Annotated in this window: 13 protein-coding genes; 3 read left to right on the plus strand and 10 right to left on the minus strand. The window is 40.4% G+C overall.

Going from position 1 to position 16,544, the window contains the following annotated elements; all coding sequences use genetic code 11:
- Positions 1-232 (plus strand): hypothetical protein (locus tag ICL16_RS45215; protein WP_238360558.1); only part of this gene is annotated, 232 nt, incomplete at its 5' end.
- A 157-nt stretch (positions 233-389) separates the two neighbouring features.
- Here ICL16_RS45215 and ICL16_RS02350 read toward each other — a convergent pair.
- The 4 genes from ICL16_RS02350 to ICL16_RS02365 form a co-directional block, all read right to left on the minus strand.
- The gene (locus ICL16_RS02350; protein ID WP_190825294.1) at positions 390-1,469 is read right to left on the minus strand and encodes an L-dopachrome tautomerase-related protein; all 1,080 of its coding nucleotides are present in this window, start codon (positions 1,467-1,469) and stop codon (positions 390-392) included.
- 56 nt (positions 1,470-1,525) lie between these two features.
- Positions 1,526-3,883: a substrate-binding domain-containing protein gene (locus ICL16_RS02355; protein ID WP_190825295.1), complete on the minus strand. Its 2,358-nt coding sequence runs from the start codon at positions 3,881-3,883 to the stop codon at positions 1,526-1,528.
- 376 nt (positions 3,884-4,259) lie between these two features.
- The gene (locus tag ICL16_RS02360; protein WP_190825296.1) at positions 4,260-4,448 is read right to left on the minus strand and encodes a hypothetical protein; all 189 of its coding nucleotides are present in this window, start codon (positions 4,446-4,448) and stop codon (positions 4,260-4,262) included.
- Between the two features lie 10 nt (positions 4,449-4,458).
- Positions 4,459-5,394: an RpnC/YadD family protein gene (locus tag ICL16_RS02365; protein ID WP_190825297.1), complete on the minus strand. Its 936-nt coding sequence runs from the start codon at positions 5,392-5,394 to the stop codon at positions 4,459-4,461.
- Between the two features lie 87 nt (positions 5,395-5,481).
- Between ICL16_RS02365 and ICL16_RS02370 the strand changes: the two genes are divergently transcribed.
- Positions 5,482-6,645 (plus strand): ABC transporter substrate-binding protein, encoded by a 1,164-nt coding sequence (locus ICL16_RS02370; protein WP_238360559.1) that lies wholly within the window; start codon positions 5,482-5,484, stop codon positions 6,643-6,645.
- 60 nt (positions 6,646-6,705) lie between these two features.
- Here the strand turns inward: ICL16_RS02370 and ICL16_RS02375 are convergent, their stop codons facing one another.
- The 6 genes from ICL16_RS02375 to ICL16_RS02400 all read right to left on the minus strand — a co-directional run bounded on the left by ICL16_RS02375 (position 6,706) and on the right by ICL16_RS02400 (position 14,008).
- On the minus strand, positions 6,706-7,326 hold the full coding sequence (locus tag ICL16_RS02375) for a Uma2 family endonuclease (protein ID WP_190825299.1): 621 nt from the start codon (positions 7,324-7,326) through the stop codon (positions 6,706-6,708).
- Positions 7,327-7,443: 117 nt separating this feature from the next.
- The gene (locus ICL16_RS02380) at positions 7,444-7,875 is read right to left on the minus strand and encodes a PIN domain-containing protein (RefSeq protein ID WP_190825314.1); all 432 of its coding nucleotides are present in this window, start codon (positions 7,873-7,875) and stop codon (positions 7,444-7,446) included.
- Positions 7,872-8,156, minus strand: coding sequence for a DUF2281 domain-containing protein (locus ICL16_RS02385; RefSeq protein ID WP_190825300.1), 285 nt, complete (start codon positions 8,154-8,156; stop codon positions 7,872-7,874). The genes ICL16_RS02380 and ICL16_RS02385 overlap by 4 nt, the downstream gene beginning before the upstream one ends.
- A gap of 176 nt (positions 8,157-8,332) precedes the next feature.
- Positions 8,333-11,098 carry an ABC transporter substrate-binding protein gene (locus tag ICL16_RS02390; protein WP_238360560.1) on the minus strand — a complete coding sequence of 922 codons (2,766 nt, stop codon included), beginning with the start codon at positions 11,096-11,098 and terminating at the stop codon, positions 8,333-8,335.
- A gap of 27 nt (positions 11,099-11,125) precedes the next feature.
- On the minus strand, positions 11,126-12,553 hold the full coding sequence (locus tag ICL16_RS02395) for a DUF1822 family protein (protein WP_190825302.1): 1,428 nt from the start codon (positions 12,551-12,553) through the stop codon (positions 11,126-11,128).
- A gap of 15 nt (positions 12,554-12,568) precedes the next feature.
- Entirely contained in the window at positions 12,569-14,008 is a 1,440-nt protein-coding gene (locus ICL16_RS02400; protein ID WP_190825303.1) for a hypothetical protein, read from the minus strand.
- Between the two features lie 497 nt (positions 14,009-14,505).
- Here ICL16_RS02400 and ICL16_RS02405 point away from each other — a divergent pair, with 497 nt between their 5' ends.
- Complete coding sequence (locus ICL16_RS02405; RefSeq protein ID WP_190825304.1) at positions 14,506-16,494, plus strand: hybrid sensor histidine kinase/response regulator; 1,989 nt, start codon at positions 14,506-14,508, stop codon at positions 16,492-16,494.
- The last annotated feature ends 50 nt before the right edge of the window (positions 16,495-16,544 follow it).

The following is a 16,544-nucleotide window of genomic DNA, read 5'->3' on the forward strand; positions in this document are numbered from 1 at the left end:
GCAGCAGTTGAAGCTCCTGCTATCAACGGTTAATCACACCGACAACGTAGAGACGCCCCGGTGGGGCGTCTTCTTCATAAGTACCCCCCAAAACTGGAGGGTGCTTTTTGATTTGAACCGCCAAGACGCCAAGGACGCCAAGAAATTAAACCTCAGATGCACGCAGATAAACACAGATCATTTATCACAATTACTGAAGAAGCTAAGAACCCAGGCAAGTAATACCGACTAGTGTTAGCACCAATAATAGCTCCATTTTTTACACTTAATGAATTTGCTGTAATCTTGATTTCTCCTGCGTTGCCTGTAGATCCTAGTTCTATGTTACTGAAAGCATTACTAGAGGTACGCCATTAACTTGCAATTTGCTGTATCCCCGTTCTCAATAATTAGATCACTTTCACTTTATATAACCTATATGGTTTTTCAGTTCTGTCAATGCCGTTGTTAAATGCAGGCATTCGGTTTATCTGTGCTGCGGGAAAGTAGAGATAGCCATCTTGACTGAGACAGGAAGCATCGGGCCAATGAATGCGTTCATCTCGGATGAATAGTTCTATGTTACCATTGGGATAGCGGCGGCGAATGGCGTTGTTTTCGACATCGGAAAGATAAAGATTGCCTAAGAAGTCCATTGTCATACCACCAACTACTATACTTTTGCCTACAAGTTCTACTCTCTCACCAAGTTGGCGATCGCTCAATTGTTCATCAACAAGAAATTTGGTTTGAATGCGGTAGAGATTTGGTCCTGCGGTAGATTGGTAGTAAAGATATTTGCCATCTGGGCTAAGTTCAATGTCGTTGACGTGAATTTGTGGTACTTTACCTTGTTGATCGCGGAACTCTTTACCCTCAATCATGGGGACAATAGATGGATTGGCATGAGTTGAAGGATGATTCTCTAACACCCGTCGCGCCTTACCTGATTCTAAATCAAGTACGATGATTGCACCTACCCCTGCTTCGCTGAGATAGGCGTGATGTTCATCTAAACGAACATCATCTACATAACTGTATTTAGGTGCAATAGAATTATCAAAATGATAAACTCGTATCACCTCATTAGTATTTAAATCGATTTGCACTAGTTTTGCACCACCTGGTATAACAACACCGTGGGGCGCACCAGAGTCTACCACCCAAAGATAATTGTCATTATCAGCTTTCAAACTATTAACGTTAACAAATTTCTCACTGGCAGGAAGTGATGACAAATTCCACTCATTACCAGGAAATGGTTGAATAGATCCATCGCTGAGAATTTCTCCGACTGCAGGTGTATCATCCTCAAGCCAACGTGGGAAATTTACAAACACACGATTTTGTGGTGAAACTGCCACGCCATTCCAAATATGACGTGGTGAGGTAGCTACTTCAATAAGTTCTGCCGCTTGTACGCTGGCATTGAAAGTGTAGGCGAACAAGAGGAAGAAACAAACTGTTACAATTAATATACGTCTGTGCATAGCGGATGATTAAATATGGTTCTTATGGGGTGGGCATCTTGCCCGCCCCAGACAAATTATTCAGCTATATCCTGAGAAAACTTGATTCGCACAGTTTTAGCTTGTCCACTAGCAGAAGTTGCTGACATAGTATGATCGATCAAGCTCTCTTGAAAAGGAAGACGTAAGTGGAAAGTACCATCCGGTTGCACCTTCACCTGAGAACCACTTATAGACACAGTTGCACCAGGTTCAGTTGCCCCGTGAATAATCAACTCAGCATCTGTGATCAAATAGAAGTCTTGATCGGGACGACTCAAAACTCGCACAATTGGTGAACGAGCAAGTAACAACCAACGTTTACCATTGGTAAGGTAGCCAATCTCGGCAATGTAGTTACGATCGCCCTTGGGAATAGCCACATAGCGATCACCTATCGTTTCCTCACATTCATATTGTTGCACAAGTTTGGGACTTTGATAACTCAAATCAACATCAGTGACATCATATAGTCGCAGAGTAAATTGAGAACCACCTCTTTGTTTAAGTGCTTCCTTTTGAGCATCACTAACACTCCAAACAGCATAAGCCCATTTGAGAGAGCGGGGTAAAAGAACAACACTACTTTCAACATTTGTCTTCGGTTGAATCTTTTCTTCAACCACTGGCGGTGTATTAGTGGTATTAACTGTTTCGGATGCCGTTTCTTCAACTATGTTTTCCGCCGCGTCTGCCACTATATCCAATGCTTTATTTTCTAACACTACATTATTGACTTGACCATCGGGTTTATCAGAGAATTTTGACCAGAACGCTGGAGTTATACCTACAGATAAGCCAGTACCATTTAAAATAGCTGCATTACCAGTAGAAGTTTCTTTGCTATCTACTGAAGTTGCGGCGATCGCATGATTAACTGGTGGTACGCTGGATGCATCTGGATGACTAGTGTTATTGACAACCACTACTCTTGTCGCTGGATTGGGTGCTACTGGTGAAGCAACTTCTATTTCTTGTGAAGGCTGTACTACTGGTGTAGGGGTTGAGATAACTTCATCCTTAGTTACCGATGTTGTCTCATCAACCACTATTTCATCTGACTTCTTGTGCGCAAATTTTAACCATAAAGGTGTGTTAGCCCCGCCTTTATTCTGGGATGAATTTTTTGCTGGAGTAGCAGAATTTTGGTTGACTCGATGAGATTCTTGAGGGTTAGACTCATCAATAGGAGCATTTGTTCCCGTTGCTAAAGCCGGCTGTAAAGGCATGTTTGAATTTGATACGAGTACATTACCTGCTTTAGAGCGTTTTCCTAATAACCACCACAACAAAACCCCACTCAACGCCAACATTGGCAACACCCACTTTAAAATTGGGATTAATTCTTTCTCAGTTAAATTTTTGCGAACATTTGGTAGAAATGAAGAAGTTTTTCGATTAGATACAGTAGTTTTGCTATCACTACTAGCTGTTGTCGTTACTTCTGGTGTTGCCAGTACAGAAGTACTGTTCGGATTCGTTGCCAGAGACACCACTGCTACCACAGCTTCAGTTTCTGCATCCCTAGCAACTTTTACCGCCTGCTTTCCTGGTGAATTGGTAACAAAGCCGAGAAAACTATCTATGTTAGGGTTGGGATTCTTTTTATAAACATACACAAAAGGTTGCGAGAAAGGATAGCGATCGTCATCTGGTAAGATTTTATTCATTGGCAAAACTCGCACACCTTCCAGCTTCGACACCTGATTAGCTAAAACATAGCCAATTCCGTCCTTTCCTAGCTGCTTGGCAACTTCCTGAGTACTATCCTCAGCTAGTTGATTAGCTGTAGAACCTGTGGTAAAGTTACGTCTTTTAAAAACAGGATAGGTGCTAAAAGCTGCACGAGTATCGCTGGAGGTGGGACGGTCAATAAATTGAATTTTACCAGAAGGTCCCCCGATTTCTGACCAATCTGTAATTTCTCCGCGAAAAATTCGGGCAAATTGTCTATCAGTTATGCTGCCCTTGAACGGATTTTCCTCACCCACAATGATTGCAATCTTTTCTCGGCGCAAACGAATTTGTTCTAAACCCTGTTGTTTCTCAGATGGTGTCAAATCACGCGCAATTGCGGCTATATCAATTTTTCCTTCATGCAAAGCTTTGAGTGCAGCATCAGTACCGTTAGCACTCGCTTCAACTTTAACACCAGTAAACTGTTTTTCAAAACCTTGCTTTAAGTTTTGGTTAATCAGCGCCATGCTACTCGAACCATCTATCCGTACTACAGTACCTGTAGGAACGGTTTGCGGTAAGGGGAATGTAACATTAACATCCCCTGACTGTGCTAGTGTGGACTCTGACACTAATATTGCTGCCATTGGGGTAGTGGCTAGAGTAACTAATAATGCCACACTGACTATAGAATTCTCTTTTTTTTCTTTTTGCCGCATAAGCCTGTTATTAGGTAAAGGAAACACAAAGCGAGTTAGTCTTAATTGCTTTTTTTAGAGAAGACGCACTAATTGTACATCTCTAGTATTTATTTTCGAGCTTTGTTCCATTTGTCAGTAACAATACTTCGTTCTCATCTGAATTTTGTTAATCATGAGTGCTGATTTTTGCAAGTATTTATAATTACCATCAAGCTCAAATCTTGCTAATTTTGCCTCAGTTTTACCTGTTTTATGTAATAAAATTGACTCATTTATTTTTTAATTAGACTCCTGTAGGATTAAAAAAGTGGCAATCATTATTATATACATGTATATTTCTTGCTTTGATTCATAGCCGTTAGATAATCCCAAACTGTTTGCATCTCACCATAATTCACTTAATTTTTCTTATGAAAGTAGCAAAGATAACAAATTCCAAAAATCTTAATAAAATTTTTACAATTGTGAATTGTGGATAAAATGCGATCGCCTGCTTTTGTTGACGCAAAGATATTGTTTGTTGACGGCAAAAAAGCGATCGCCAGTTAAATTCAAAAGTGCGATCGCTTGAAGATATAGCCACTTAACTCAACTTAGTTGTTTTCCGTCTCTAACAACTGCTGAAATTCAGTAAGTGAATTGACAGTAACTGCCTGCTCCAGAAGTTGTTTCAACAACGATAAATCAGAAACATTGTTCAAAGCTTCCATCAACTCAGGTGGTACTTCTCCAAGCCGCACACGCAAAACTGTGATTACCGACTCACGACCAATTTTTTCCATTCCTCGTAATTCCATATTGCTCAGTAAAGGCATTCGTCTTTCCTCCTCATAATGATTTAATTTTTCTTCAAACCTTGTTTGCAACTCTTTGGGTAAAGTCATCATCTGATCGATGAGTTGGAAGAGTTTGGTAATTTCAAGTCTATTGTAACCTCGCTCATACAATCCTCGGACTAACCTCCACTTCCATTGCTCCCTTTCTTGAAGTTTAGCTGTAGTAGCTTTGGTTTTTAAATGTGCCATAGTCAGGGTGGCAAACGGATTTGTGCTTTGCTCTAGATTCTCCCACTGTGTCTGATAATCTAGTAACTTGGCAATCGGAAACTTTAAGCTCAGTTCACAACCGCCATAAGAATAACCGTAGGATGATGGTCGCCATGAAGCTTGTTCATCTCCCAACACTGCTAAACTGATTACAGGGGTTTCATATAAGTCAAACGCCCGATAATTGTAAATGTACATTCGCTTAGCGAAGTTTTTTTGTTCCTGGCTTTGTACCTCGACGTGGATAAGTATCCAAGTCTCCTGCCCATCAGGAAGCCAGACTTGAAACAACTTGTCGGCAACACACAATCCCGCCTCCGATACTGGAGTAATTTGTTGTAATTCCTTATCCAGTGATTGTGGATTTTTACTCCAGTCGATTAAGGTATAAACTTGTGGAAAAAAGAACTCTAAAAACAATGGAAAATATTCTCCCAACGCTTCCTTACAAGGCTGATCGTAATTAGCATTAACTTCGCTCAATCAATTTCTCCTTTAGTCACATTACATCATATGATAAATCTAAAATTTATAATTAAAATTTCCGTATTGTTCTGTTATTCAGTATTAATGGTAGTCCTGATTCTTGCTTGTCATAGCAGCACAAATAATCTAGTTAATAAATCTAATTTTGATAGTACAAGCTGCGTTAAAAACTATAACCCCAACACTGATTATTTCCCAACAAAAATAACTATCAATTATGCTACAGGCTTGACTGTAAAATATCAAAAAAACTACAAAATAGTTACAGTCAAAAAACCGTGGCAGAATGCTGAAACAGGCTTTCAGTACGTTTTAGTCCAATGTGGGACACCTGTACCAACAGGATTCAAACAAACACAAGTAATTACAGTACCCGTAAATTCAATCGTATCTCTTTCCACCACACATCTACCACATTTAGCAAAATTAGGAGTAGTAGATAAACTCATCGGTGTTAGAGACATCAACCGAGTAAACACACCAGAAATTGTAGAAAAAATCAAGGCAGATAAAATAGCAGCAGTAGGCAATAATAGTAGTATCAATGTAGAGAAATTATTAGAACTAAACCCTGACTTAGTGACGACATATGGAGAAGGAAACCCACAAACAGATAGCTATGCCAAACTGTTAGAAGTAGGTTTAAAAGTAGCAATCAACGCTGAATACATGGAAACCTCACCACTAGGAAGAAGCGAGTGGTTGAAATTTACAGCTTTATTTTTCAACAAAGAGGAACAAGCAGAAAAAATATTTAGCGAAATAGCCAGAAAATATCAAGCGATCGCCACCCTTGCCAAAACCACAAAAAATCGCCCAACAGTAGTCGTCGGATTCAACTTTAAATCCACTTGGTACACCCCAGGAGGCAAAAGTTATGTAGCCAAATATCTTGCCGACGCAGGAGCGCAATATTTGTGGAACGACAATCAATCATCAGGAACACTACCCCTATCATTTGAAGCAGTATTTGCTCGCGCCGCCAACGCCGACTACTGGTTAAACCAAAGCCAAACATGGAAAAACCGCCAAGACATACTTAAAGAAGACAATCGCTACACAGAATTCAAAGCCATCAAAACAGGCAACATCTACAACAACAACGCCCGTGTTAAAGATAGTGGAGGCAACGACTACTGGGAAAGCGGCATCAGCAACCCAGACATAGTACTATCCGATTTAATCAAAATATTCCACCCCCAAATCCTACCCAACCACCAACTAACCTACTACCAAAAACTATCCTAACTCTTTGTCTGGCATTTGATTAAAATTCAGTTGACTCATTTAATTAAAGGTGTCTTATGTTTAGGGTAATAAGTCTTGCACAGTTAAAAGACCAATTTCATTTCCTTCAATTACAACAGCAATCTCATCTAATATGCTGTAATCTTTGCGTTGCTGATAAGTTTGTTCTTCAGGCAGGTTGATCGGTTTTGTGTAAACTTCTATTTGTTTTTCAACAAGGTTGACTATCCAATAAACTGGGATACCTGCACGGGCGTAGAGGCGTTTTTTGAAAGTCCTGTCTCGCTCAAGTGTGGAGTCTGCTATTTCCACGACTAAAGCTAAATCTTGCGCACCGGGATGGCGATCGAGATAATCAAGAGTATTGCCCCGAACAATCACAACATCAGGCTCTGGCTCACTATCCTCTAAAGTAATAGGTTCTTGAGTGTCCACATACCATCCCCCTGGTACAATCTCTTCCAAAGCATTTCGAGTCAGTTTTGTCGCGGCGCGGTGTGGGGGATTTTTCGGCATTTTCTGAATTATCCATCCTTCTAGCAGTTCCACTGGATCGTCGGAGGTGAAAATGCCTAGACGAATCATCTGGTGGTACTGCTCAACACTGAAGCGCCAAACTGGTTCTGTCGGCACAGCCGGAGCAAGAGAGTTTATTACGCCATTTTGAGTGGAGACAGACACAGAATTATTGACCTTTAAATGATTGCATCCTATCGTAGCATTTGGCAAGAATTGCTTAACATTAACATTAATGTCAAAGTTTAGCTTACATTAATCAGGTAGCTAAGAAAGGTACTACTATGGAACTTGCACCAACCGAGCCACTTCCTCACCCAAACGAGTAAAATCACTGGCGTTAAGAGTCAATAACACATCCACATTAGCTTTAATTGCAGCCTGAGCAATCAAAGCATCGTAGATACCTCCTCCGGGAATATTCAAACGTACCATTCTATCTACTGTTGCCTCATAGTCTTCAACAGTGAGAACTACTTTATCAAACTTGTTCAAATTTTCCCTAAGTAACCGTTGTGCTAACACTGGGCTAATTTTCGGAATACGAGGAAGACGAGTTAGACTCGCATATAGTTCAGCTAGAGTATGATTTGATACAAAACCTTTTACTTGTTCTGCTCGCGCTTGCTGCAACCAAGGTAAACTTTGAGGGTAATTTGGATGATCTTCCACCAGCGCCGCTACCAGTACAGAGGTGTCAAATAAAACTTTCACCAAGTTGTAAATTTCCTAATTCGCTCTTCTCGTAAATCATACACAACCGTATTTAAATTTTCCTGCGCTTGAGTTTTTCTTGATTGAGCTTGCACTACTAAGACTCCCCCAACATACTTAACGGGACAACTTTCCTCTATTTCTTTGAGTTGCCACTCTTCATGTTGCGCCTGTGTTGCCTTTTGCCACTCTAGGGAATCAACAAAATCCAAAACTTCCTGAAGTGCATTTTCAGGTAAACGTTCTAGTTTCTCGACAATTTTTTCTTTGAGAGAATGCATAAAGGTGACGATCTCCTTTATTCAACAGTTTAACTTATTCAAAGGAATTGACAGCCACAACATCAAACAAGGTGTAAAATTTCGCGCTTGATAACTCACCTTGCGGCGCAGGCGGAGCGGCGGAGTGGTTTCTATCTGTTGCCACAGACTGTATCATGCTTTTAACAAGCGATCGCCTACGGAGTTGTGTAGGGGATGTCATCAGAGGTAAACTGGCACTGATTGCCCACTTTGATGATTTTCCATACTCTGCTAGATTGGTTCATGTTCTCGACAGCGCGGTTTCCATTCATATCAAAAAGGGTATTTCTTATATTATCTATAGTAGCACTGTCCTTGAGTGGCTTTTGCCATTCAGTTGGATTTAATTTATTTATCAAATTCTCCCTCTTCAAAGCATTTTCTTCTTTTGATGACAAACCTGCATTGATGAAAACAAGTGCAGCATCGTGACTATAGGCTAGACGCCAACTACGGAAAAGAGATTTATCTACTAAATTTATAGTCAGGAAGTTATCAACTTCTTTAGCAAATTCTTGCTTATACCAAGGTGTGACCATCTTCAGATTAGGTATTGATTCATCTTGGCATAGATTGTATTTATTTAATTCAAACAAGACACCTCCATTGTAGATACTCTCTGAAACAATTACTTGTAAATTAGAGCGGTTTAAATCTTTAGCAATTTTCAAGTAAGAAGCAGTTCTTTTGCGTTCGTCAACACTTAACATGAGAACTAAAGCTTGTGCTTTTTTCAATTTATCTTTCACCTCCTCATCATTATTTTGTGTACTCAATATTTGTGCTAATTTCACTTGATTAAATTCAGATTTGAATTTTTCCAATAGTTCTTGAGCATAAGGATCGGATGCACTATAAATAACTACCACGTCTAAAGAATATTTTTTGACACTTTCTACCATTTCCTTAGCCTGTTCTTTTACATCTCGAACAATTTTATAAATAAAATTACTCTGCCTGTTTCCATCTCGGATGTTAGCTGAACTGGTAGGAGAAATTAACAATATATTATTGTTTTGATATGTCTGAGCTACTTCTTTAGTTACCAAGGTTTGCGCGTGACCTATCACACCCAAAAGTAATTTTTCTTTTTCGTAAATATCCTTAATTTCTTGTGCAACTTTGTCACCTCCAGCGAGTAAGCCATTATCATCAGCAACTAGTAACACAAGTTTGTTTTTAATGCTGGGATTTTTGTTTACTTTATCCTGAAGAATTGCCGCACCCGTTATAATTTCATTACCCGAGTGTTGTTGGGTTAGTGGATCTTTAAGAAAAGGGTAAACTACTCTAGGAACTGCCACTACAACAATATATGGTTTATCAGGATTTGAATTTGCTTTAGCAGCTTTTTCGGCTAGATGTTTATATACTTCAGCATTTTGCATATAAACAAAAGATTCAATTTTTAAGTGGTATTCACCTTGTTTTAATTTATTAATAGCATTTTTAAAGTGTTCTCTTGCTTGTTCAAAATAAATGGCTGCTTGCTGATAATCGTTTTTTTGATTACAACCATTGTTAAAAGCTTGTATCCCATCTCTAATTTCTTGTTGTTGACTCTGGTGAAAATCTTTATCTCCGATACTCAAGTGTTTTTGCTCATTTAATGAAGGACAAAGTGCTACCTTTGGTTCATTGTGGTGAAATATCTGCCAAATTATTATAACTACTACAAAGCCTACTAATATTCCCCTTAAGAATCTGACGCGACGCTGCACAAATCGACGTACAAGCCTCATTACTTGCCGTAAAAGTGGCTCAGGTGGAGGTGGTGAAGGTTCAATTACAATTGGTCCAGATGCAATCAATTCTTCCCAACTTGGCGGCGTAACGGATAGAGTTTGGTAAAGCATTGGGATTCGTTTTGTTCCCGGTAATGTCGCTTCCTGGTTTTCCAACGCCTCTCTAGCTTGCCGAAATGATTTATATAAAGGCTGCCCTTCTTGAGCATATTGTTGGAAAAAATTAGTAAAAAATTCTTGTGCAGCTTGAACTGATATCTCCTCTCTCATAGCGATGATAATTGGGATATTCACACCTGCTTCTTTCAAATCTCTTACTAAGCCCAAGTTATCGCAACAACAGAGAAATAGGAGTTTTAAACCTTTACCGACTGCTTCTCTTAAAGCTTCGGCAAAATTATCAACTGTAATTTCGCTATTGCCATTATAAAAGATCCGACCAATTTCATAATTTCCCGTTCTACCATGTCCTGCGAAAACGAGAATCTCGCAGCCCTGTCTTAATTGAGATAGTAATTCCTTCACAGAAGCTGGATATTCTGGTATTACTTGAGGTATACTCTCTATTGTGGTTCGTACAGTTTGTTGAAGATCTGGAATATTATCTACTAATGCTACGATTTTAACACTACCACTAGGAGTAACTGGGTTTGAATCTGCTCCTGAATGATGCAATGTGCTAAAAGCAACTTCAACGCCTCTTGCTCTGACAGAATCTAGCTGTAGCAAATCCCATTCATGCCAAGGCAATTTCCATAGCTGGGGATCATCCGTTTGGATTACCACTCGAATTTCATCTGATGTATCCATTAACTGCCTCAACACATTCTCCCGGATTCTTGCCCAATAAGGATCTTGATGATTGGTGAGCGTATTCCTTATGCCATCTCTCAACAACCTAGATAATATACGGCAAGCATCAACACCTGAGGTGTTGGCATTATTAGTTGGTATACTTTCAACAACAGTAATTCCATCAATAAGGGGACTGACAATCAGACTTCTATACTGCTCATGCCAACTCTGATAAGTACCAAAGAGCGGTGAAAGGGCAGGTAGAGTACCTTGGATTGGGGACACATTTGGAAGTCCATTATCCCGAAAAACTTGTAAAGAGACTGTAAATCCGCTTTCAAGAGTACCGGATTCTATTCTTAAGACTACTACCCTACCCATGACTGCCCCCCATAATAGTTAATTCCCCTAAATAGCAAAGCTCTCCGTAAAGCTGACATTATTGCACGTTATCTTGACGCGAAAATTATTTCCTGGTGAACAATTAAAAGCTAGTTGAATACTGTCGTCCTTACCTTGTCCAGTAGCGTCACTTCTGGCTTCAATTTCCCGAATGATTTCGTCTAATTCTGAAAGTAAACCAAGTTTAAGACCTGGCGGTAGATTTGTTTGAGCTTTAGTAGGCTGGACTTGCAGAAAAACACTAATTTTTCGATCAGCCCTGGGCATGACAGCTACAATTAGGGCTACCGGATTACCGTCTAATTGCATCCCCAAATCAATCAACTTAGCTCTCTGACGCCCAGCTTGTGGATGATTTGGGTCAATTTTTTCTAAGCTAATCGCCGCTTGCCAACGAGTTTTCTCTTCCCGCGCCGTATGCATTAACTCAGTTAGGGCAGTACTTACATCATTATTTCCTACGCCAATTTTTCCCAACACTCCTGCGGCTTGGCGACGCAGCAATTCATCGTGATGAGGCTGTAGCAGGGGAATAATACTTGCGATCGCTTTGATTTTACTTTCTCTATCTGGTTCGGGGTTGTTTGCTCCCAATACTGGAATTAATTCTGTTGGAGCTAAGACATCTTCAACTGTTTGCCAACCTTGGGCAAAGATGTTTTCAAACCACTTACTTAAGTTCTGCCAGACAATTTGGGATGGCACAACAGACGATATCCTTTGTTGATAAAGGTTTTGCCGCCAAGTTTCATTTTCGATCAATGCTCCCCACTGTTCAAAATCTACTTTTAATCGTGGGGAATAACAAGTCTTTTGACTTAATTGTGTCAATAATGTTTCCGCTTGTGCTTGTGACAATGTGGGCAGAGGCTTAACCGCACAAGCGTAATCTCCACCCAGGGAGCGTGCCACCCACATAATATTTATGTCTTCGATTAACTCCTCAGGTTCTAACGAGTAGGTGCGCATGACTTGATCATATTCTCCCTTTTCTTTCAACATTTTATAGGTTGTGTATCCCCAAAAGCGCAGCCAACCGTCTTCGGTATTCACTTGCACTGCTATGTAATAATCTGCTCTCCAACTGGGAATATCTATCCATTCCGCTGGTACACAAAATTCATCTGTGTCAATTTCGTCGCTGGGAATCAGTACAATTCTGGTTTTTCCTACCTGAATTGCTGTACCATTCACCATCTCCCAAATACTAGGTAAAGCATCTAGACTAGGTAACACCTTTAACTGCTCGTATATGCCCGATTCTGCTCGTAACCATGAAGAAAATGCTTCCAGTGTCAGGCGATTGTTGATAGCAGTGTTTTTTGCGACATCACAAGAATATCTTTGCTCACGAGCAATTGTTTGCTCAAGCTGTTGTTGAGATTCTAGCCACATTTGGTCAGAGTAAAGGGTTGTGAGTAATAGGGTTGACATTTTTCTTTCTCCGTGCTATACAAAATTAGGGTCAGGATAATTTGCAACTAGTGTTTGCACAAGGGCGGCGATTTCTTCGTCAAGTGGAGTGAGCAAATCAGGGGAAACTGTGAGTCGGTTTTGCAACCAGTTCTTAATGGTAGCCCCTAACTCAACAGTTGTAGTTGAAAGTGAGTAACTCACAGTTGATTCACTAAGTTGCAACTCCGAAGCGATCGCCGCACAATCCATTTGCCTAAAATAGCGTAGGTGCAGCATGTGTCGGCTTTGTTGCTCAAGCTCAAGCCTTGCCAAATAAAACACTGAGCGAAAAATGATATCTTGGTAATACTGATTCCAGCACAGCTTGAGTGCAGCATCCATCTTCTTCAAATGCTCCGAGTCGGGCGTAATTTTTAGCTGTTGTTGACTCCATTCCCCCACTTTCATAAGTAGTTGCTGCTTTGCTTTGTTGCAACGACGAACAATAGTTGTATAATCAACTTCAAATATTGGACCAATCAAACGATAGTCTAAGTCAAAACCGTATCTCAGTAGCAATTGATTGTTAATATTCTCGTTTAGCTGTAGGAGAAAATCTGAGAGAATAGTATTAAGTGCCGAAGTAAGTTCCTGCATAATTAGCGGTTCGTACTCACCATCAGCGGTGCGATGAGAAATGATCTCAGTCTCAGACAAAGGAGTAGAGTTTTCTTCACCTCTACTAGGGGCATCAAGAGAAACAACGTGTATTTTTTGAGAGTTTCTGAAAACTTGAATGCATTCTGACAACCAATGTTTGATCCGATCTCGATTAGCTGTACCATTTAGGGCTAGTTGATTATATAGATTCGCCATCGCTTGCCACTGTTCATCAGTAGGTGCTGGTAGGGAATAGCTGCCAATAGATTTTTGGGGAGCGTAAAGAAGCTTAAAGCATTTGTAGGCTAACAGATAACATTCATGCTGAGATGGGTTGTATCCTTGATGTTGCAGAGCTTTTTGCAAAGATTTTGGCGTACTATACCTTAATAACCCCCAGTCGGAAAGCTGATCTCTCCCTATCTCTAAGTGAAAAATCTCCTCCTTAATTTTACGCTCCATTTTTTTATAGGCATAGTTTTCCAACGGACGCCCTTGGTCATATTTTTTAAAAAATTCATGAGGATTGCTGGCAAAATACCAAGCTATCTGCCAGATTTCTTGTTTTTCGTACCGCAGTGGTGTGTGCTGAAACTTTCTATAAACCCTATTACCAGTGTAGTAACCAACTTTTTCTAGGTAAGCAGACAGGTGTTTGCCTGCTAGCGGTAAGTGCAAATTGTTGCAAAACTGCCGCGCCAAAAATTGTTCGTTGACGTTAGAGTCGTGTTCGAGCAAATTCATCATGTTGTTTTTCAATTCACGATCAAGTACCCAAATAACCGAGTTGTGGTTAATTTTGGGATGTGTGGCAAACATCCAGATAATTTTCATCCCTCCCCTCCGCTCAAATTCCCCTGGTATTGGCGAACCGCTAAATCGTTCTCCTTTTATATCTATCGATTAGATTTTGATATTTACTGCAATTAGACAAAGCTAATCGCAATGTATTTTGATGAAAGTTTTGTAAAGTTTTATAACGAAGGGGTATATCTGCACTCGTGAGGACTAAAGCTGATGATCTCGTTTATCCAACAGTTTAATCTATCTGGCTGGGAATGCATTCCTTGAAGCTCAGCCTTTTTAGTTATACTCTAAATTTTGTGGTATTTACCTAGATGAATTTATTTACATTATATGTTACGGTTGTGCAAGCAAAATTAATTTATTCTAGTTTAAGTGCTTCACATTAGTTTCAGCGTGGCTGATAACTACTAATGGAGACAGGGTAAAAATGCGTGTTCAAATTCAAACAAATAATCATAAACCTTTCTAAAACTCGTTTTTGGCGAAATAAAGGCAGCTTACTCCCAACAGTTGGAGTAGCTGTTATGATACAACTACTAGCTAAAGTCGGCTTCACAATTCCTAATCCCGGTGCGTTATATAACGTGACGACTACCTATGCTGCCTTTAAGGGAGGGTTAAGCTGTGGCTTAATCAGCGCCGCATTTACCATAATTAATGCATTAATTTTTTTCTCAATCCCTGGGCATTTGTTTCACTATACCCCAGAAAACCTCAAACGCAACCTCATTACAATACTAACGAGTCCAGTACTTGCCATAATGGTTGGTAGTTTGAAGCAACGAGAGGAAAGACTAGTTAGGAGTCACGCTCAAGCGATGGCCTATGAGCAAAGCGAAGCAGAAATTCGTAAATTAAATGCACAGCTTGAGATACGAGTTGCTAAGCGCACAGCCCAACTCAAAGCCATCAACAAGCAATTAGAACAAGCTTGGAGCGCGTTGGCACAAAGCGAGGAGCGCTACCGTTTCTTAGGAGAATCTGTTCCCGAAATTATTTGGACTGCCAACCCCGATGGGTGGACAGATTACTTCAATCAACGTTGGGTTAATTATACCGGAATGACTCTAACTCAGAGTCAGGGTTGGGATTGGAAATTAGTTGTGCATCCAGATGACTGGCAAAGATGTGTGGAAATTTGGACAAACTCGCTGCAAACGGGGCAGGCTTACGAAATTGAGTACCGTTTCAAACGAGCATCAGATGGAGTTTACCGCTGGCATTTGGGTCGTGCTTTGCCGATGCGAGATGCAAGTGGTAAAATTATTAAATGGTTCGGTAGTTGTACGGATATAGATGACCAAAAACGAGCCGAGGCAGCTTTGCAAAAACAGGCAGAGCAATTAACTCAGACAAACCGCATGAAAGATGAATTTCTCGCCGTCTTGTCTCATGAATTACGCTCTCCCCTGAATGCTATACTAGGATGGCTTGTAATACTACGGACTCGTAAGCTGGATGCAGCACGTACTGCCCAAGCAATGGAGACAATTGAGCGTAACGCTCGCACTCAGGCACAACTGGTTGAAGATTTGTTGGATGTCTCACGTATTATTCAAGGGCAAATGCGCTTGAAAGTAGAAGCTGTCGATTTAATTTACGTAATTAAGGCAGCAATTGATACAACACGTACCGCTGCTGAAGCGAAAAATATAGAAGTGCGATCGCTACTTGAAGAAGATGCCGAACATGTGATTGGCGATCGAGTACGTTTACAGCAGATTGTTTGGAACTTGCTTTCTAACGCGATCAAGTTTACCCCCGAACAAGGATCTGTAAAGATTCAACTGGAGCGTGTAGAGTCTCATGTTCAAATTACTGTTACCGATACAGGTATTGGCATCAGTCCTGAATTTCTCCCCTATGTTTTTGATCGCTTTCGTCAAGCCGACAGTTCTACTACCCGTTCCCACTCTGGATTAGGATTGGGATTAGCAATAGTGCGTCATTTAGTGGAACTACATGGTGGTACTGTGAGTGCTTCAAGTTTAGGTGTGGGACAAGGAGCAACTTTTAGTGTTAAATTATCCAAGCACCAAGTACCTCAAGCTAAACAAAATTTAAAATTGGTTCAAGATACACCCAAGAGCAAAAAATCTTGCAATTGCGGACAAGAGTTGGAGAATTTACGTATTCTCGTTGTTGATGACGAAGCAGATGCTCGTGAGCTAGTTGCTCAAGTTCTGGAAGGGTGCGGAGCGTTAGTGACAACGGTAGATGATGGGAATGCTGCAATTGCAGCGCTAATTGAGCAATCAGATTTAAAAAGTTTTGATGTTTTAATTAGTGATATTGGAATGCCTCAAGAAAATGGTTATGCATTATTGCATCGAGTCAGAGCTTTAGAACCACGTCAGGGCGGACGTATTCCTGCGGTAGCCTTGACTGCATACGCTAAAACGGAAGATCGTTTGGCAGCGCTGCAAGCAGGTTTTCAGTTTCACGTTACAAAGCCTGTTGAACCTGCTGAGTTAATTGCGGTAATTACTGAGTTAGCTGGTAAAACGGGATAAATACATATTTAATTGTGTGTTGTTTGCGATTGTTGTAGAGACGTTCCGGC

This window comes from Iningainema tapete BLCC-T55, assembly GCF_014698965.1.
Lineage (GTDB): Bacteria > Cyanobacteriota > Cyanobacteriia > Cyanobacteriales > Nostocaceae > Iningainema > Iningainema tapete.